Here is a 21,162-nt window from a genome sequence, read left to right on the forward strand (position 1 = left end):
CCTGCTGATCGGTGAAACGGCGCGGGGCGGCTTGCCCGCGGATGGTCCCGGCGGGAACTACTCGGCCCGCCTCCCGTCCAGCTCGGCGGCCACGATGTCCCAGATCTGCCGGGCGACGTCGGGGTTCAGCAACATCTCGCGGTGGGAGCAGTCGAGCGTGTGCTCCCGGACCTCGCCGGCGACGAAGGGATGCCACAGGTCGGCCTTCGGTTCCGCGTCGGCGGAGAGCAGCAGCAAGTCACCGGCCGTCTTCCGCGTCCGGTGTGCCAGCAGGATCTTCGTGTTGTTGCGCACGATGCGGATGTACGCCTCGTGTTCCTCTCCGGTGAGTGCCCCGGCCACCGTGTCCTCCTGCTCGACGAAGCCCGCCCGCTGCTCCGCGGTGGGGTCCCCGTCCATCGGGCTCGAGTCCAGTACGACCAGGAGCGACACCTCCTCGCCGGCGTCCCGGAGCTGGGCGGCCATCTCCTGGACGACGTTCCCGCCGAAGGACCAACCGAGCAGCTGGTAGGGACCTGTGGGCTGCACCGTACGGATCTGTGCGACATAGTCGGCGGCCATCTGCGACAGCGAGTCGGGCAGTTCGGCCGTGCCCGTGTCCGTGCCCCGGGGCCGCAGGGCGTAGAGCGGATACCGGTCCGACACACAGTTGGCGAGCCAGCCGTATTCCCAGCCGAGCCCCAGCACGGTGTGTGCGCAGAAGATCGGCGCCCGGTCGCCGCTCGACCGCATGGGCACCAGCACATCCGTGGTCTTCCGCTGCCCGCCCCGGGCGATCCGGTCGAGGAGGCCGACGACGGTCGGCGCCTCGAACACCGCCCGTACCGGTATCTCCGCGTCGAGGACCGCCCGGATGCGGTTGACCAGCCGCACCGCCAGCAGCGAGTGCCCTCCCAGCTCGAAGAAGCTCTGCTCGACCCCGACGGACGGCACCTCCAGCACCTGTTCGAAGATCGAGCAGAGCAGTTGCTCCCGCAGTGTGACCGGGCCGCGGCCGCCCGATCCGGGGCCGGTGGAGTGGTCGGGTGCGGGGAGCGCGGCGCGGTCCAGCTTGCCGTTCGCCGTCAGCGGCAGTTTCTCCAGCACGACCACCGCCGCCGGCACCATGTACTCCGGCAGCCGGCTCGCCGCGAACTCCCGCACCGCCGCCGCCAGTCGCTCGCTGTCGACATCGGCTCCGGCATGGGCGACGACATAGGCCACCAGGCGCGGAGAACCGGGAACCGCTTCCCGGACGACGACCGCCGCCTGCGCCACCTGTTCATGCCCGGCGAGTGCCGCCTCGATCTCACCCGGCTCGACCCGGAAACCGCGGATCTTGACCTGCTCGTCGACTCGGCCGACGAACTCCAGCCGACCCGCGGCATCCCACCGGGCCACATCGCCCGTCCGGTACATCCGCTCCCCAGCCGGTCCGAACGGGCAGGCCACGAACCGCTCGGACGTGAGTGCCGGACGCCCCAGATAGCCCCGGGCGAGCCCGTCGCCGGCCACGTACAACTCCCCCGCCACGCCCGGTGGCACGGGCCGGAGACCACCGTCGAGCACATAGGCCCCGATGTTCCAGATGGGCTGTCCGATCGGCACCGTCTCGCCGTCCCGCTCCGGATCGCACTCCCAGGAGGTGACGGCGACCGAGGCTTCGGTGGGCCCGTAGAGGTTGTGCAACGGCACGCCCAGCGCGGCTTGGCAGCGGTCGCGCACCGGTGCCGGCAGCGCCTCCCCGATGCAGAGGACCGTCCGCAGGCTGGTGCACTTCTCCATGGCCGCGTCTTCCAGGAACGCCCGCAGCACAGAGGGAACGAGCTGAACGACCGTCACCTGCGCCCGGTCGATCAAGTCGGTCAGGTATCGGGGATCCCGGTGCTCGCCCGGTCGGGCCAGCACCATCCCGGCGCCGGTCAGCAACGGCCAGAACAGCTCCCATACCGAGGCGTCGAACCCGAACGAAGCCTTTTGCAGGATCCGGTCCGCAGTTCCCAGCTGGAACCTCTCCTGCATCCAGGCCAGTTGGTTGACCACCCCGTGGTGCGGGACGGTGACGCCCTTCGGGGTGCCGGTGGACCCGGAGGTGTACATCACATAGGCCGGATGGCCGGGCCGCAGTGGCGTTGTCCGGTCGGCGTCGGTGACCTCCCGGGCATCCGCCGCGGCCACCTCCGCCCGTACCTCCGGATCGTCCAGCCTGATCCACTCCGCCACGGCCTCCGCCGGCTGGGACGGGCCGGTGGGGCGCCGGAGCCGGGAGGCGACGCCCTCCGTGCTCACCACGGCCACCGGTGAGGCGTCGGCGAGCGAGCGGTTCACGCGCTGGAACGGCTGGTCGGAGTCGATGGCCAGGTAGGCGCCGCCGGCCTTGATGACGGCCAGGAGTGCGACGACCTGTTCCACAGAACGGTCCATGACCACGCCGACCGGGGCTTCCGGCCCCGCCCCGCGGGCGATCAGGTACCGGGCGAGCCTGTTCGTCCGCGCGTCCAGCTCGGCGTAGGAGACCCGCTCCTCCTCCGCGAACAGGGCGATGGCGTCGGGGGTGCGTTGGGCCTGCTGGTGGAGCAGTTCGGCGAGGGTCGCCTCCGGCACCGGATGGGCGGTGTCGTTCCATTCCTCGAGCACCCGCCGCCGTTCAGCGCCGTCGAGCAGATCGATGCCGTGCACCGGTGTGGTGGGGTCCGCGGTGACTGCCTCCAGGACCCGTACGAGCCGGGCCGTCAGGCTCTCCACGGTGGACTGGTCGAACAGCTCGGCCGCGAACACCACCCCGCCGTCCAGGCCCGCCGGCGCACCCGTCTCGTCGAACTGCTCGTGGACCTCGATGTCCAGGTCGAACCTGGCCGAGGGCAGACCTGTGGAATCCTCGGTCACCCGCACGTCGGGCAGTTGCGGCACCGACCGAGGGTTGTTCTGCACGGCGAGCAGGACCTGGAACAGCGGGTGCCTGGCCATCGAACGGGCCGGTGCCAGCTCTTCCACGAGCCGCTCGAAGGGCACGTCCTGGTGCTCGAACGCCTCCAGACTGGCGGCACGCACCCGGTGGAGCAGTTCCACGAAGTCCGGGTCGCCCGACAGGTCGGTCCGCATCACCACAGTGTTGGAGAAGAATCCGACCAGCTTGTCCAGGCCCTGGTCCATCCGCCCGGCCACCGGGCTGCCGATCACGATGTCCCGCCCGGCGCCGCTCTTCGACAGCAGCACCGAGACCGCCGCGTGGAGCAGCATGAACATCGTCACGCCCTGGCCCAGCGTCAGTTCGGTCAGTCGCGCGTGCAGTCGCGCCGGTATCCGCAGCGGAACCCATCCGGCCCGGCGGCCGGCCACGGCCGGCCGCGCCCGGTCCACCGGAAGGGTCAGCTCCTCGGGTGCCCCTGCAAGCTGGGCCTTCCAGTAGGCCACCTGTTCGGCGAGCACACTGTCCGGGCGATCCATATCTCCCAGCAGGTCCCGCTGCCACAGTGTGTAGTCGGCATACTGCATCGGCAGCGGCTCCCAGCCCGGCTCGTACCCCGCGCACCGCGCCGCGTACGCCTCCGACAGATCCCGCCACAGGGGACCCATGGACCATCCGTCACCCGCGATGTGATGGACGACCAACGAGAGCGCCCATTCCTCGCCGCAGGATGACTCACCTTCCATGAGGCGGAACAGGTCGCCCTTCACGGGCAGTTCGGCGGCGAGGTCGAAGGCGTGGGCGGCCAGCTCACTGCGGCGCTCCGCCAGCTCCGCTGCCATGATGGTGGTCGTCGGCAGGTCGACGGTCACCTCTTCGGCGGGGTGGACCAGCTGGGACGGCTGATCGCCCACCAAGGGGAAGGTGGTCCGCAGGCTCTCGTGCCGGGCCACCACATCGGTCAGGGCCGCCCGCAGGGCCGCGGTGTCCAACTGCCCGGACAGCCGCAGCAGCAGGCAGATGTTGTAGAGGTGGTTGGGGCCCTCCAGACGGTCCAGGAACCACAGGCGGCTCTGCCCGTAGGACACCGGCAGCACGGCGGGCCGGGGCATCGGCACCACCGGCGGCCGTACCGGGCCGACGGACTGCGCCAGCTTCCGGGCGAGTCCGGCCACGGTCGGCGCCTCGAACACCGCCCGTACGGAGGTCTCCACACCGAGGACGGCCCGGATGCGGCTGACCAGCCGCACCGCGAGCAGAGAGTGCCCGCCCAGGGCGAAGAAGTCATCGTCGGGACCGACGCGCGGCACGCCGAGCACATAGGCGAAGACGGTGCACAGGAGTTCCTCCCGCGGGGAGGCCGGGGCACGTCCGGGGCCAGTCGCGGACATGGGTTCGGGTTCCGGCAGACCGGCGCGGTCCACCTTGCCGTTCGCGGTCAGGGGCAGCCGGTCGAGCACCGTCACATAGGACGGCACCAGATGTTTCGGCAGCCGCTCGGCCACGAACTCCCGCAAGCTGGAAGCGAGTTGGGCACCGTCGGTGCGGCCGGCGGGCACCACGTACGCCGCCAGGCGCTTGTCCCCCGGACCGTACTCGCGGACGGCGACCACGGCCTGGGTCACGTCGGCGTGCGCGGACACGACGGCCTCCACCTCGCCGGGCTCGACGCGGAATCCGCCGATCTTGGCCTGGTCGTCGACGCGGCCGACGAACTCCAGCACCCCGTCGGCCCGCCACCGCACCAGGTCGCCGGTGCGGTACATACGGGCGCCCGCGCCCTCGAACGGGCAGGCGACGAAGCGTTCGGCGGTCAGTCCGGGGCGTCCGGCGTAGCCGCGGGCGAGTCCGTCACCGGCTATGTACAGCTCACCGGGCACACCGACGGGAGCCGGGCGCAGGGCGCTGTCGAGGACGTAGCCGCGGGTTCGGGCCAGGGCGCGGCCGATGGGGATGTCCCGGCCGCTGTCGACGTCCGCGCGGCTGACGGGGTGGCTGTGGGTGTAGGTGGTGCTTTCGGTGGGGCCGTAGCCGTTGATCAGGACGGTGTCGGGCAGCGCGTCGAGCAGGGCGCGGCAGTGCTCGACGGAGAGTACGTCGCCGCCGGTCAGCAGGGAGCGCACGCCGCGCAGCGCGTCGACGCCGAGGTCGACGACCTGGTGCAGCAGTCCGGTGGGCAGCACGGCGACGGTGACGCGGTGCGCGGCCAGGAAGGTGCGCAGGGAGGCGGCGGACGGCGTCCCGGCGGGTGCGACGGCGAGGGTGGCGCCGTTGAGCAGGGTGATCCAGATCTCGAAGGTGGTGCAGTCGAACGACACGGACGCCATGTGCGCCACGACGTCCCCGGCCCGGACGTCCGCGTAGTCGGCGGGGCGGACCAGCCGGTCTATGGCGCGGTGGGTGACGGCGACACCCTTTGGGGTGCCGGTAGAGCCGGAGGTGTAGACGGTGTAGGCGGCCGCGTCGAGATGCGGGAGCGGAGCCGGGGGCGTGGCGTCCTCGGCGTGCACGGCGGCACGCGTCGCCGGGTCGTCCAGGACGAGACGGACCGGCACGGCGGTCGTCGCGGGCAGCCGGGCCGCGACGTCAGTGGTGGTGAGGAGGGCGACCGGGCCGGTGTCCCGCAGCATCAACTCAATGCGGGCGGCCGGGTATCCGGTGTCCACGGGAAGATAGGCGCCGCCCGTCTTCAGGACGGCGAGGAGGGCGGTGACCATCTGCGGTGAGCGGTCCATGACGACGGCGACGTACTTCTCCGGCCCGGCGCCATGGCGCACGAGATGCCGGGCGAGCCGGTCGGATGCGGCGTCGAGTTCGGCGTACGTCATTCGGGTGCCGTCGGAGACCAGGGCGGGAGCGTCCGGGGTGCGGGCGGCCTGCGCGCGGAACCGGGCGGGCACGGTCGCGGCCGGTTCGGACCGGCCGGTGGCGTTCCACTCGGTGAGGACGTGGTGCCGTTCGTTGGCGTCCAGAGGGTCGATGTCGCGGACCCGCAGCCGTGGGTCCGCGGCGACGACGCGCAGTACGTGCAGCAGCCGGGCGACCAGGGTCTCGGCGGTGGCGCGGTCGAAGAGGTCGGCGGCGTAGGTGAGCCCACCGTCGACGCCGGCGGGCCGGCCCTCGTCGTCGAACCGTTCGACGGCCTGGAAGTCGAGGTCGAACTTGGCCCCGGGCACATCGGTGGCAACGCCCTCGACGTGCAGGCCCGGCAGGTCAATGGTGGCAGTGGGCACGTTCTGCACGGCCAGCATGACCTGGAAGAGGGGGTGGCGGCCCATGGACCGGGCCGGTGCCAGTTCCTCCACGAGCCGCTCGAACGGCACTTCCTGATGCCCCAGCGCGCCCAGCGCCGACCTCCGTACCCGGCCGAGGACCTCGGCGAAGGTGGGGTCGCCGGACAGGTCGGTGCGCAGCACCAGGGTGTTGACGAAGAAGCCGACCAGGTCGTCGGCGGCCTCGTCGGTGCGGCCGGCGACCGGGCTGCCGAGTGGGATGTCCTCGCCCGCCCCGAGCCGGGACAGCAGGACGGCGACCGCCGCCTGCCACACCATGTGCATGGTGACGCCCTGCGCGGCGGCCAATTGGGCCAGCGCGCCGTGCAACTCGTCCGTAGCCCGCAGCGGCACCCAGCCGCCCTCGCGGCTCGCGACCGCGGGCCGGGGCCGGTCGGTGGGCAGCTCCAGCTCCTCCGGGATGCCGTGCAGCGCGTCCTTCCAGAAGGCGACCTGGCCGTTGAGGGGGCTGTCCGGGTCGTCGGAGTCGCCGAGCAGTTCGCGCTGCCACAGGGTGTGGTCGGCGTACTGCACCGGCAGCGGTTCCCAGCGCGGTGCGCTCCCGGCGCGGCGGGCGGTGTAGGCGGTGGACAGGTCGCGCAGCAGCGGGGCCATGGACCAGCCGTCGGCGGCGATGTGGTGGGTGACGAGGACCAGCACGGCCTCGCCCCCTTCAGCCGGTACGGCTCCCTGCGCCGCTTCTGCCGCGTCACCGGCGGCCGGCCCGCCGACGTCGAACAGGGTCGCCCGCACGGGAAGTTCCCCGGCGAGGTCGAAGACGTGGCCGGCCGCCTGGGCGATCCGCGCGTCGAGCGCGGCGCGGGAGACGGGCACGACGTCCAGGTGCGGACGGACCTCGCCGGCGGGTACGACGTCCTGGTAGGGCCGGCCGTCCTGCTGCGGGAAGCGGGTGCGCAGGCTCTCGTGCCGGGCCACCACGTCGGCCAGGGCGGCGCGCAGCGCACCGATGTCGAGGAGGCCGGTCAGCCGCAGCACGAGAGGGATGTTGTAGAGCGCGCTGGCGCCTTCGAGGCGATCCACGAACCACAGGCGACGCTGGGCGTACGACAGCGGCAGCCGCTCCGGCCGCGGCCGGGGCGTGAGGGCGGGCCGGGCCGGGAGGACGCCGGTCGCGTCGATCGCCGCGGCCAGTCCGGCGACGCTGGGCGTCTCGAAGACGGCCTGCACGGGGATCTCCGCGCCCAGAACGACGCGGACGCGGCTGACGAGGCGTACGGCGAGCAGCGAGTGCCCGCCGAGCGCGAAGAAGTCGTCGTCCACACCCACCCGGGGCACGCCCAGCACATGGGCGAAGACGGAGCAGAGCAGCTCCTCGCGCAGCGACGGCGGGCGGAGCAACGCGCCGGCGGCGACCGTCTCGGGGGCGGGCAGGGCGGCCCGGTCCACCTTGCCGTTGCCGGTCAGCGGCAGCCGGTCCAGGGTGACCACGGCGCTCGGCACCAGGTAGTCCGGCAGCCGGGCGGCGACATGGTCGCGGAGCGCGTCGCCCGATTCAGCGGCGTCGGCCGCCGATACCACGTACGCGACCAGGCGTTTGTCGCCCGGAGTGTCCTCCCGGACGGCGACCACCGCCTGGCCCACGGCCGGGTGCGCGGCGAGCAGTGACTCGGCCTCCGCGGGCTCCACCCGGAACCCGCGTATCTTCACCTGGTCGTCGACGCGACCGACGAACTCCAGCACCCCGTCAGTCCGCCACCGCACCAGGTCACCGGTGCGGTACATGCGTTCGCCGACCCCGTCGAACGGGCAGGCCACGAAGCGTTCCGCGGTGAGCCCGGCGCGGCCGACGTAGCCGCGGGCGAGGCCGGCCCCGGCGATGTACAGCTCTCCGGCGACTCCCGCCGGGACCGGGTCCAGGGCGTTGTCCAGGACGTACATCCGGGTGTTGTCCATGGGCCGGCCGATGGGGACGCTCTGGCCGATCCCCTCGGGGTCGGTCAGCGGGATCTGGGTGCCGATGACGGTGACCTCGGTGGGGCCGTAGCTGCTGCGGACGACGATCCCGGGGACCGCCTCGAGGATCTGCCGCACGGCGGCCTTGGGGACGACGTCGGCGCCGGTGAGCACGTCGGACACGCCGGCGAAGGCGGACGGGTCCTCCTCCGCGATGACGCGGAACAGGCCCGCCGTCATATGCACGTGCGTCAGCGCGTGCTGGGCGACGAGGGACCGCAGCCGGGCGGCGTCGAGGCGGCCGGGCGGGGCGATGACGAGTTCGCCGCTGGTGAGCAGCCGCACCCACAGCTCCACGGTGGAGCCGTCGAAGGTGTGCGGTGCGGCGAACAGGCCGCGGGCGGTGCCGGGGAACTGCCAGCAGCGGTCGCCGGCGAGGTCGACGATGTCCCGGTGGGTGGTCGCGATGCCCTTCGGTTCGCCGGTGGAGCCGGAGGTGAACATGATGTAGGCGAGCTGATCGGGCAGACTGCGCCCGGTGACCGCGGTGGCCGGGCGGTCCGCCCAGGCGGTGCCGCCGTCGTCGGCGACGACCACGGTGGCGACGTCATCGCGCACGTCGTCGGCGTACCTGCCGTCGGCCAGGCACACGCCGACTCCGGCGCGGGAGAGCACCTCGGCGATCCGGGGGGCGGGCTGGTCCGGGGCGACGGTGACGTAGGCGCCGCCGGCCTTGAGGATCGCGAGCAGAGCGGTGACGAGGTCGGTCGAGCGGTCCATGACCACGCCGACCGGGGTCTCGGGGGCGACACCGAGGTCGACGAGGTGGTGGGCGAGCCGGTTGGAGCGGGTGTCCAGTTCGCCGTAGGTGACCTGTTCAGTGCCGGAGGTGAGGGCGACGGCCTTCGGGGCCCGGGAGGCGCGGATGGTGAACAGTTCCGGGACGGTGAGCGCCAGGGTGTCGCTACGGGTGGCGTTCCACTCGGTGAGGAGGCGCCGCCGTTCGGTGTGGTCGAGGAGGTCGACGCGGGCGACAGGCTGGTGAGGGGCCGTGGTGACGGCGTCCAGGACGCGCAGCAGGCGCGCGACAAGGGTCTCGGCGGTGCCGGGGTCGAAGAGGTCGGTGGCGTAGGTGAGGCCGCCGAGCATCCCGTCCGGTTCGCCCGCGTCGTCGAAGAGTTCGATGACCTGGAAGTCGAGATCGAACTTGGCCAGGGTGGGCGGGCCCGGACGGGCGTCCACCTCGAGACCGGGCAGCACCACGTCGCTCTGCGGGATGTTCTGCACGGCCAGTATGACCTGGAAGAGAGGGTGGCGGTCGGTGTAGCGGGTGGGGGCGAGTTCCTCCACGAGGCGGTCGAAGGGGATGTCCTGGTGTTCCAGGGCGCCGAGTGCGGCCTGCCGCACCCGGGCCAGCACCTCGGTGAAGTCCGGGTCGCCGGACAGGTCGGTGCGCAGCACGACGGTGTTGACGAAGAACCCCACCAGGTCCTCCACCGCCTCATCCGTGCGGCCCGCCACCGGACTGCCCAGCGGAATGTCCTCCCCCGCACCGAGCCGTGACAGCAGCACGGCCATGGCCGCCTGCCACACCATGAACATCGTCACGCCCTCGGCCCGCGCCAACTCCACCAGCCGCACGTGCAGTTCGGTGGGTACGGCGATGTCCACCCAGCCGGCGCCGCGTCCGGTGCCGGCGGTACGGGGGCGGTCGAGCGGGAGCGTGAGTTCCTGGGGGGCGCCGTCGAGTACGGCCCGCCAGTACTCGACCTGCCCGCGCAGCAGGCTGTCGGGGTCGTCGGAGTCGCCCAGGAGGTTTCGCTGCCACAGCGCGTAGTCGGCGTACTGCACCTTCAGCGGCTCCCACACCGGCGCCCGACCCTCACACCGCGCCGCATACGCCGCCGACAGATCCCGCCACAACGGACCCATCGACCAGCCGTCACCCGCGATGTGATGCACCACCAGCACAAGAACGGAACTCTCCGGCCCATGGGTGAACAGGACCGCCCGAAAAGGCAGGTCGACAGCCAGATCGAAGACGTACCCCGACACCTCCGCGATCCGCGCCTCCAACTCCGCCGGATCCACTTCCGCCTCCGGCAGATCCACCACGGCCTCACCAGCGGGCACGATCTCCTGGTACGGCTCGCCGTCCACCTCCGGGAACCGGGTACGCAGCGTCTCGTGCCGGGCCAGCACATCCCCGAGGGCCGTACGCAACGCACCGACGTCGACACGCCCGGCCAACCGCAGCACCAGCGGAATGTTGTACAGCGCGCTGGCACCCTCCATGCGGTCCACGAACCACAGGCGGCGCTGCGCGAACGACAACGGCAGCCGCTCCGGCCGCGCCCCCGCTGTCAGCCCCGGACGTACGGGGGTACCGCCCGACCCGGCCAGCCGAGCCGCCAGCCCCGCCACGGTCGGCGCCTCGAACAGGGTGCGGACGCGAAGTTCCACACCGAGGACGGCGCGGATCCGGCTGGCCAGGCGCACCGCTTGGAGCGAGTGCCCGCCGAGCGCGAAGAAGTCGTCGTCGACACCCACCCGGGGCACACCGAGGACCTGGGCGAACACCGAGCACAGCAGCTCCTCGCGCAGGCTCACCGGGCGCCGCGCGGCCACCCCGGCGGCGGTGTCGTCGGCGGTGTCGCCGGGCTCCGGGTCGAGCGGGTGCAGCCTGCCTTCGCGGTCCCAGCGGGCGCGGCTGCCGGTGGGTCGCATGAGGCTCCCGTCGTCCGTGAACGGGCAGGGTACGGAGGCGTCATCGTCCTGGGCCGCGCCGTCGGTGACGTACACGTCGCCGGGTACGCCCGGAGCCACGGGGACGAGGTGGGCATCCAGGACGTAGACGCGGGCGCCGTGGCCCGCGAAGTGCGGCTGCCGGCCGGGCCACTCCGCCACGACGTGCTGCCGTTCGGCCGGTTCGAGGACGTCGACCGTGTGCACGGTGCGGCCGGGGTCCCGTGCCATGTCGTCGAGGACGCGCAGCAGGCGCGCGACAAGGGTCTCGGCGGTGCCGGGGTCGAAGAGGTCGGTGGCGTAGATGAGCACGCCCGCCATGCCCGCGGGCCGGCCCCCGGCGTCGAAGCTCTCCGCGATCTGGAGGTCCAGGTCGAACTTGGCGTCGCTGGTGCCGTACGGGAGTGGTTCGACGTCGGCACCGGTCAGTTCGGGGGCGGTGAGCGGGGTGGACCGCACCTCCAGGACGACCTGGAAGAGGGGATGGCGGCCCATGGAACGGGTCGGTGCCAGCTCCTCGACCAGCCGCTCGAAGGGGATGTCCTGGTGTTCCAGGGCGCCGAGCGTGACCTGCCGCACCCGGGCCAGCACCTCGGTGAAGTCCGGGTCGCCGGACAGGTCGGTGCGCAGCACCAGGGTGTTGACGAAGAATCCGACGAGGTTCTCAGCGGCCCCGTCGGTACGGCCCGCCACCGGGCTGCCCAGTGGAATGTCCTCTCCCGCACCGAGCCGTGACAGCAGCACGGCGACGGCCGCCTGCCACACCATGAACATCGTCACGCCCTCGGCCCGCGCCAACTCCACCAGCCGCTGGTGCAGTTCGGCGGGCACGTGCAGCGGCACCAGGTCACCGGCGTGGCTCTCCACGTCCGGTCGGGGCCGGTCGGTGGGCAAGGCGAGTTCCTGGGGGGCGCCGGCCAGTGCCGCGCGCCAGTAGGCGAGCTGGCCGGAGAGGAGGCTGTCGGGGTCGTCGGGATCGCCGAGGAGGTTTCGCTGCCACAGCGCGTAGTCGGCGTACTGCACCGGCAGCGGCTCCCACACCGGCGCCCGACCCTCACACCGCGCCGCATACGCCGCCGACAGATCCCGCCACAACGGACCCATCGACCAGCCATCACCCGCGATGTGATGCACCACCAGCACAAGAACGGAACTCTCCGGCCCATGGGTGAACAGGACCGCCCGAAGAGGAAGTTCTACAGCCAGATCGAAGACGTACCCCGACACCTCCGCGATCCGCGCCTTGAGCTCGCCGTCGTCCACCGGGATCACCGGCAGTTCGACCGGGGTCTCCGCCACAGGCACGATCTCCTGGTACGGCTCGCCGTCCACCTCCGGGAACCGGGTACGCAGCGTCTCGTGCCGGGCCAGCACATCCCCGAGGGCCGTACGCAACGCACCGACGTCGACACGCCCGGCCAACCGCAGCACCAGCGGAATGTTGTACAGCGCGCTGGCACCCTCCATATGGTCCACGAACCACAGGCGGCGCTGCGCGAACGACAACGGCAGCCGCTCCGGCCGCGCCCCCGCTGTCAGCCCCGGACGTACGGGGGTACCGCCCGGCTCGGCCAGCCGGGCGGCGAGCAGGGCGACCGTGGGCAACTCGAAGACGGCCTGCACGGGGATCTCCACGCCGAGCACGGTGCGGATCCGGCTGACGAGGCGGACGGCGAGCAGGGAGTGCCCGCCGAGCGCGAAGAAGTCGTCGTCGACACCCACCCGGTCCACGCCGAGGACCTGGGCGAACACCGAGCACAGCAGCTCCTCCCGCGGACCCGCCGGACGGGTGGCGGGGCCGGTGCCGTGCTCGGGCGAGGGCAGAGCGGCGCGGTCGAGCTTGCCGTTGACCGACAGCGGCAGCCGGTCGAGGACGACGAAGGCGGACGGTACCAGGTGGGCGGGCAGCCTGGACGCGAGGTGGCCGCGCAGGGCGGCGGGCAGGTCCGGGCCGGCCGGCCCGGCGGGGACGACGTATGCGGTGAGCCGTTTGTCGCCGGGGGTGTCCTCGCGGACGACGACCGCCGCCTGGGCGACTCGTGCGTGGTCGGCGAGCCGGGCCTCGATCTCGCCCGGCTCGATGCGGAAGCCACGGATCTTGACCTGGTCATCGGATCGGCCGACGTACAGCAGACGGCCTTGGGACGTGCGGCGGACGGTGTCACCGGTGCGGTACATGCGCGTGCCCGGAAGCCCGAACGGGTCGGCGACGAATCGCTCCGCGGTGAGGCTGTGGCGGCCGAGGTAGCCGCGGGCGACACCGCTTCCGGCCACATACAGGTCGCCGTCCACGCCATCCGGTACGGGATGCAGATGGGCGTCGAGGACGTAGAGGCGCACGCCGGGCAGCGGGCGGCCGATGGTGGGGGCGTCGCCGGGGCGCAGCGGGCCGTCCGCGGCGGCGATGACGGTGATCTCCGTCGGCCCGTACGCGTTGCCGAACCAGTGGTCGGCGCCCCACCGGTCGACGAGTGCGGAGCCCAGGGCCTCACCGGCCACCAGCAGGGTCCGTACGCAGGCCAGCCGGTGCGGCTCCGCGACCATGCCGAGGACGGTGGGTGGGAGTTGCAGATGGGTGACGCCGTGCCGGGCGACCGTCTCCTCCAGACCGGCGCCGGGCAGGAGTTCGGCGGCGGGGGCGACGACGAGGCAGGCGCCCGCGGCGAAGGCCGTCATGATCTCCCAGGTCGCGACATCGAAGCCGATCGAGGCGAACTGGAGGAGCCGGCCGCCGGGCTCCAGGTGCGGCCACCGGAAGGCGAGCAGGTTCACGGCGCCGGCGTGCGGGACGACGACGCCCTTGGGGGTGCCGGTGGAGCCGGAGGTGTAGATGACGTACGCCGGGTGGTCGGGGCGCAGCGGGGTGGTCCGGTCGGCCTGGGTGAGGGGGTGGCCGGGGAGGGCGGCGACGGCGGCCTGGACGGCGGGCGCGTCGACGACGATCGGGGCCGGTCCGGGCAGCTGGGTGTCCGCCGCGGCCGCGGTGGTGGTGAGGATGGCCACCGGGGCGGCGTCGGCGCACAGGTGGGCGATGCGTTCGGCGGGCTGGTCGTGGTCGATCGGCACGTAGGCGGCGCCGGACTTCAGCACCGCCAGGAGCGCGGTGATCAGGTCGGGTGAGCGGTCCATCAGAAGCACGACCCGGCCTTCGGGTCCGACACCGTGGCCGACCAGGTGGCGGGCCAGCCGGTTCGCGCGCTCGTCGAGTTCGGCGTAGCCGAGGCGTTCGGCACCGAAGGCGAGGGCGTCGGCTCCGGGGGTGGCGGCGGCCCGGTCGGCGAACAGGTCGGCGAGGGTGGTGGCGGGGTCGGAGTGACCTGTGCCGGGATGGCCTGTGTCGTTCAACTCGACGAGGATGCGGTGCCGTTCGCCGGGCGGCAGCACGTCGATGTGGGCGAGCGGGCTGTGCGGGGCCTGTTCGAGGGCGGTCACGACGTGGTCGGTGGTGGCGAGCAGCAGTCCGGCGACGGCGTCGGGGTCGATCCCCGCGGCGGCCTGCACGACGTACGCGATCTCGTGGCCGTGGCCGTGGTCGTCGACGGAGACGAGCAGCGGGTAGTTGGTGCGTTCCCGGAAGGCGAGGACGTCGGTGCCGGCGGGGAGGACGGCCTCGGGGTCGCCGGAGAAGTTGTGCCGGTAGTTGAGAACGGCGGTGAACAGCGGGGCGGGCACGCGGACGCCGCTGGCGCCCTGGGCGGCGGCGAGCGAGGCGTGTTCATGCACCATCAGCTCGGCCAGCTGGGTGTGCATGGCGCGCACCGCGTCGGCCACGCCGGTGCCGCCGGTTCGGGCCCGCACCGGCAGGGTGTTGATGAACATGCCCGGAACCCGGTCGGCGCCGCCGCCGGCCTGCATGCGGCCGAAAAGGAGGGTGCCGAACACGACGTCGTCGCGGCCGGAGAGCGCGGCCAGGACCCGGGCCCAGACGACGTGCAGGACGGTGGCGGCACCGACTCCGGCGCGGCGGGCCTGTTCGCGCAACCGGGTGGTGACGAGCGGGTCCAGGACGGTGCGGCGCTCGGTGACGTCGCGGCCGTCGCCGCGGACCTGGAGCACGCCGAAGGGGGCGGTCGGCTCGGTGACGTCGCCGAGGACGCGCGCGAAGTACGCGTCGTGGTCCTCGGCGGGCGTGCCGAGCAGGGCCTGGCCGACGAAGGTGCGGTAGGGCAGCGGGGCGGGCAGGTCGTCGCCGCGGCCGGCGAGGAGAGCGGCGACCTCACGGAGGACCAGTTCGAGGGTGGTGTGGTCCTGGGTGATGTGGTGCATGCGGACGACGAGCAGCCAGCGGTCGGTGCCGGGTTCGGCGGCTGTACGGATGTCCATCAGAGGGGCGCGGCGCAGGTCCATCGGGTCGTCGGCGCGGGCCAGGAGCCGTTCGACGAGTTCGGCGTCGTCGGCCGGGGCGCCGGGGGTGTCGGGGCCGAGATCGACCTCGGTGACGGGCAGCTCGACGTTCCGGTGCACGACCTGCACGGGATGCGGGAGCCCTGCCCAGGCGAGGCCGGTGCGCAGCACCTGGTGCCGCTCGATAACGCGTGGCCAGGCGTCGAGGAAGGCGTCCAGCAGCGTCCGGGTGTCGAACCGCATGACGTACCGCACGATGTACGGGTCACCCGCGTCGGTGCCGCTCTCGGTGTGCAGCCGGTGGTGGAAGAACAATCCTTCCTGGAGCGGGCCGAGCCGGTAGACGTCGGCGACATTGGCGGCGCCGCCGGGGACGGCGGCCGTGACGGTGTCCAGCTCGGCGGCGGTGAGCCCGGCCAGCGGCACCATGTCCGGGGTGATCCGGGTGGCGCCGGGCGGCACGGTGCCCTCCGGGAGCTCGACGGGCTCGCGGCCGGCGACGGCGGCGAGCCGGGCCGGCGTGGCCGCCGTGAACAGGGTCCGGATGTCGACCAGCACACCGCGGGCGCGCAGCTGCTCGACGAGTTGCACGGCCAGCAGGGAGTGCCCGCCGAGCGCGAAGAAGTCGTCATCGACACCCACCCGGTCCACGCCCAGAACGGTTTCGAAGACGGCGCAGAGGATTTCCTCGCGGACGGTGGCGGGGCCGCGGCCCTCGGCGGGGCCGGTGGTATGGGCGGGCGCGGGCAGGGCGGCACGATCGAGTTTGCCGTTGACGGTGAGCGGCAGCCGCTCCAACGGGACGACTGCCGCGGGCACCATGTGGGCGGGCAGTAGCCCGGTGACGGCGTCACGGACCAGCTGGGCCAGCGCGGCGCCGGTCTCCCCGGTGGCGTCGTCGGGACGGCGGGGTACGACGTAGGCGGTCAGCCGCCGGTCGCCGGGGGTGTCCTCGCGAACCACGACCGCGGCGTGCGCGACGCGCTCGTGGGTGAGCAGGGCGGCCTCGACCTCGCCGGGTTCGATGCGGAAGCCCCGCAGTTTGACCTGGTCGTCGGCGCGTCCCAGGTACTCCAGGGTGCCGTCGGGAGTCCACCGGGCGAGGTCCCCGGTGCGGTACATGCGGGCGCCGGCGGGCTCGAAGGGGCAGGCGACGAAGCGGCCCGCGGTCAGGGCGGGCCGGTTCAGGTAGCCGCGGGCGACGCCGGAGCCGGTGACGTACATCTCGCCGGGTACGCCGGGCGGTACGGGGCGCAGGTGGGCGTCGAGGACATGGACGCGGGTGTTGTCCAGGGGCCGGCCGATCGGGCTCGCGCCGTGCGGGCCGGGGCTCGTACCGGTGTCGAGGGTGAGGTGGGTGACGTGCACGGTGGTCTCGGTGATGCCGTACATGTTCACCAGCAGCGGAGCGCCGGAGTCATGGCGGGCGTACCAGTCGGCGAGCCGGGCGGTGTCCAGTGCCTCGCCGCCGAAGACGACGAGCCGCAGCCGAGCGCCGAGGCCGGTGCCGGGTTCCCGGGCGTCGGCGTACGCCAGTTGGTGGAAGGCGGAAGGGGTCTGGCTGAGCACGGTGACGTCCTCACGGACGAGGAGGCGCAGGAACTCCCGCGGGGAGCGGGAGGTTTCGTGGTCGACGACGACGAGCCGGCCGCCGGTCAGCAGGGCGCCCCACAGTTCCCACACCGAGAAGTCGAAGGCGTGGGAGTGGAACCAGGTCCACACGTCCTGGCCGTCGAACCCGTACCGTTCGGCGGCGGTCCGCAGCAGGACGGTGACCTGGGCGTGGGCGACGACGACGCCCTTCGGGGCGCCGGTGGAACCGGAGGTGTGGATGACGTACGCCGGATGGTCGGGCAGCAGCGGCGCGGAGCGCTCGTCCTGGGTGAGCGGGTCCGGGGCGCGGGCGTCGACGGCGGCGCGGACGACCGGGTCGTCGAGCAGGACGCGGGGGATGTCCGCGGCCTCGGGGAGGCGGTCGGCGAGGCCGGTGGTGGTGAGCAGGAGGGTGGGGGTGGCGTCGGTGAGGAGGGTGGCGATCCGGGCGGCCGGGTACGCGGGGTCGACGGGCAGATAGGCGCCGCCAGCCTTCATGACCGCCAGCAGCGCTGTGACGAGGTCGGGGGTGCGGTCCATGGCAACGGCGACCCGCGTCTGGGGGCCGACGCCCTGTCCGATCAGGTGGCGGGCGAGGCGGTTGGCGGCGGCGTCGAGTTCGGCGTAGGTGAGGCTCGCCCCGGCCGCGGTCACGGCGGCCGCGGCCGGGCGGGCGGCGGCCTGCTCGGCGAAGAGGTCGGGGAGGGTGGTCTCGGGCAGGGTGCGGGTGGGGCCGACGGCCGCTTCGCGGAGCGCGCGGTGCTCGGCCGGGTCGAGGACGTCGATGGCGTGCAGCCGGATGCCGGGGTCGGTGGCGACGGCGTGCAGCACGCGCAGCAGGCGGGCGGCGAACGACTCCACGGTCGCGTGGTCGAACAGGTCGGCCGAGTAGGTGATCTCGACGTCCTGCCCGGCGGGCCCACCCCGCGCGTCGCGGCGTTCCAGGACCTGGAAGTCGAGGTCGAACTTGGCGAGCGGCAGCGCGGCGGCGTGCGCGGTGGCCGTCAGACCGGGCAGCTCGACGGCCGCCTCGGGGGCGTTGTGGAGGGTCAGGTTGACCTGGAAGAGGGGGTGCCGGGTCAGGGAGCGGTGCGGGGCCAGCTCCGCCACGAGCCGTTCGAAGGGCACGTCCTGGTGTTGCAGGGCCTGTACGGTGTCCTGCCGGACCTGGGCCACGATCTCGGTGAAGTCGGGGTCGCCGGTCAAGTCGGTGCGCAGCACGAGGGTGTTGGCGAAGAACCCGACGAGATCCTCCAGGTCGGCCTCGTCGCGTCCGGCGACGGGGCTGCCGACGGGGATGTCCTCGCCGGCGCCGAGCTTGGACAGCAGGACGGCGATCGCGGCCCGCCACACCATGAAGAGGGTCGCGTCCTCAGCGCGCGCCAACTCCGCGAGCCGTCCGTGGAGTCCGGCCGGCACGTCGAGGCGCACGGTGCCGCCGGCGCGCGCCGAGGTGGTGGGGCGGGGCCGGTCGGTGGGCAGGGACAGCTCCTCGGGGGCACCGGCCAGGGCCGCGCGCCAATGGGCGAGCTGGGTGGCCAGCACGCTGTCGGGGTCGTCGGCGTCGCCGAGGAGTTTGCGTTGCCAGAGGGTGTAGTCGGCGTACTGCACCGGCAGCGGTTCCCAGCGCGGCGCGCTCCCGGCGACGCGCGCGGCGTAAGCGGCGGACAGGTCCCGCCACAGCGGGTCCACCGACCAGCCGTCGGCGACGATGTGGTGCAGCACCAGCACGAGGACGGACGTCTCGTCGCCGACGGTCAGCAGCCGGGCGTGGCACGGGAGGTCGTGCGCCAGGTCGAAGACGTGCCGGGCGGTGCGGCCGATCTCCGCCTCCAGCCGGTCCGGGGGCACGGCGGTGACGGTCAACGGGTCGCCGATGCCGTCGGGGGGCACGATGTCCTGGACGGGCTCCCCCTCGTGCTGCGGAAAGCGCGTGCGCAGGCTCTCGTGCCGGGTGAGCACGTCGGTGAGCGCCGCCCGCAGCGCGGCCGCGTCGAGCCGACCCGACAGCCGGAGGACGAGCGGAACGTTGTAGAGGGCGCCGGCCCCCTCCAGCCGGTCCAGGAACCACAGCCGACGCTGCGCGTACGACGCAGGAATCACGTGCACTCCTTAGTGCAGTGCGGGCACATCCGTCTGTGCGAGCGCATCCGGTGAGGGACGGACAACGGGTATCCGGGCGGAACGCGGGGCGGTCGCCGGTCCGGTCCGCGGCGGTAGGGGGCGTATGGCCCGGCCGACGTGTCCGGTTCCACTCCGACGGTTGTGATCGTGCTGGGCTACGGGGGTGGCGGCATCGGTGGGAGCCACAGTTACGGGCCACCCGCGCGACGCGCCCGGCGCCGACGGCGCTCCGGGTACCGGCGTGGAACGTGCCGCCGGGGCCGCGGCGACCGTAACGGCGGGGGTCGCGGATGCCCGTCCGCGCGGGGCGCCGAATCATGGCGCTGGACAGATCGGGTGCCGGGCGCGGGCCGCCCGGCGGGCGGACCGCGTCGGCCGACGGTTGGCGACGCGGAGCGGCCCGGCGCGCAGCGCCCTCTTTCGAGACATACGCCCTCGCACCTTCGGGAGTGACGCATGAACAGGACCGACGCCGCCGAGACCGCCGCGGATCTCGCCGCCGAGGCGGCGCTCTTGGAGATCGCCGAGGAGCTTGGGCTGTCCGACCTACTGGACCGTGCCGAACCGTTCACCCTGCGGCAGGCCACCGACCTCGCGGCGGTGCCCGCGCCGGGCGCGGCGGCGTATCTGGGTGCCCTGGTCTCGGCGGGCCTGGTCGAACAGGCGGCGCAGGACGAGCCGTACACGCCCGTCGCCGATCTGGCCGACCGCCGCTACCGGGCCGGCTATCTGTCCTGGGCGCTCAACGCCAACCGCCCCTACATCGACCACGCGGCGCTGTTCCTGCGGGATCCGGAGACGGCGGGCAAGAAGTACGCGCGGGACGGGCGGAAGGTCGCGGTGTCCTCACGGTGGATCGGTTCGCGGGGCTTCTACCCGGGCGTGATCCAGGAGATCACCTCGGGTGCGCCGCGCCGCATCGTCGACCTCGGGGCGGGCGCGGGCGGGCTGCTCGTCCGGCTGCTGCGCGACCTGCCCGACAGCACCGGTCTCGCCCTCGACCTCAGCGCCGCCGCCTGCGACGAGGCCCTGCGGGCCGCACGGCGGGCCGGTGTGGCCGACCGGCTGGACGTGGTCCACCGCTCCATCGAGTCGATCGCCGACGACCCGGCGCCGGTGCGGGGCGCGGACGTGGTGCACGCCGGATTCGTCCTGCACGACGTGGTGGCCAGGCCCGATGTCCTCGACGAGGTGCTGCGCGCCTGCCGCGAGTCGCTGGCGGAGGGCGGCCGCATGATCGTGACGGACGCGGTGCCGTACGTGCCGGACCCGCGGGAGCGGGCGTTCAGCGCGCTGTTCAGCTATCTGCACGCTTCGTCGATGGAAGTGAACCTGCCACCCACGGAGGTGTGGCACGAGGCGTTCCGCCGCGCCGGGTTCACCGACGTATCGAGCACCCCGCTACAGATGCCCGGCAGCCGCGTCTTCCAGGCCGCCGGATGACGCCGGCCGGGCCGCCGTCGGACAGGAGCCGCTTCGCGATGCCGGACCAGGACACCGCGCGCCGGGCACGCGCCCTCTACGAGGCGCGGGCCCGGCGCGTCCCCGTGCCGCCGTTCACCGACAGCGACCCTTCCCTGGGCATGGACGAAGGCTACGCCGTACAGCAGGAGCTGGTCCGGCTGCTGCTCGCCGACGGCGACCGCGTCGTCGGCTACAAGGCGGGGCTGACGTCCGCGCCGATGCAGGAGATGTTCGGCGTCGGCACCCCGGACTACGGGCCCGTGCTGGCGTCCACCGTGTACGCGGACGGGGCGCACGTGCCGTACGGGGCGTTCATCGCGTCGAAGGTGGAGGCGGAGATCGTCTTCCGGCTCGGCGCGCCGCTGAAGGGCCCGGGCGTCACGGTGGAGCAGGCGCGCGAGGCGGTCGCGGAGGTGTCGGCGGGCCTGGAGATCGTCGACTCGCGGATCGAGGACTGGCGTATCCGGCTCGCCGACACCATCGCCGACCTCGCGTCGAACGGCGCGGTCGTCCTGGGCCGCCCGCTCGCGCCACCCGCAGGCGCCGACCTGCGGCTGACCGGCATGGTCTTCCGGCGCGGCGGCGAGCTGATCGCCACCGGGGCGGGAGCCGCGGCGCTCGGCGACCCGTACGCCGTCGTGGCCTGGCTGGCCAACACCCTCGGCGAGCGCGGAGTGGCCCTGGAACGGGACCAGTTGATCATGACGGGCGCGTTGCACGCGGCGGTCCCGATGCGGCCCGGCGACACCTTCACCGCGGAGTTCGACCGGCTGGGCACCGTCACCCTGCACGTGGACGGCGCGTAGAAGCGACGCGCGC

At 73.1% G+C, this 21,162-nt stretch carries 3 protein-coding genes; 2 read left to right on the top strand and 1 reads right to left on the bottom strand.

Annotation, left to right across the window (positions count from 1 at the left end; genetic code table 11):
• Positions 1–57: 57 nt before the first annotated feature.
• Positions 58–18,858, bottom strand: coding sequence for a non-ribosomal peptide synthase/polyketide synthase (locus ACMTAK_RS02660; protein ID WP_413804628.1), 18,801 nt, complete (start codon positions 18,856–18,858; stop codon positions 58–60).
• A gap of 477 nt (positions 18,859–19,335) precedes the next feature.
• Here ACMTAK_RS02660 and ACMTAK_RS02665 point away from each other — a divergent pair, with 477 nt between their 5' ends.
• Positions 19,336–20,322 carry a class I SAM-dependent methyltransferase gene (locus tag ACMTAK_RS02665; RefSeq protein ID WP_413804629.1) on the top strand — a complete coding sequence of 329 codons (987 nt, stop codon included), beginning with the start codon at positions 19,336–19,338 and terminating at the stop codon, positions 20,320–20,322.
• Between the two features lie 38 nt (positions 20,323–20,360).
• A complete protein-coding gene (locus ACMTAK_RS02670; RefSeq protein ID WP_413804630.1) occupies positions 20,361–21,149 on the top strand; it encodes a 2-keto-4-pentenoate hydratase in 789 nt (262 codons plus the stop codon).
• The last annotated feature ends 13 nt before the right edge of the window (positions 21,150–21,162 follow it).

Origin of the sequence: Streptomyces lacaronensis (assembly GCF_047337785.1) — a bacterium.
Lineage (GTDB): Bacteria > Actinomycetota > Actinomycetes > Streptomycetales > Streptomycetaceae > Streptomyces > Streptomyces lycopersici.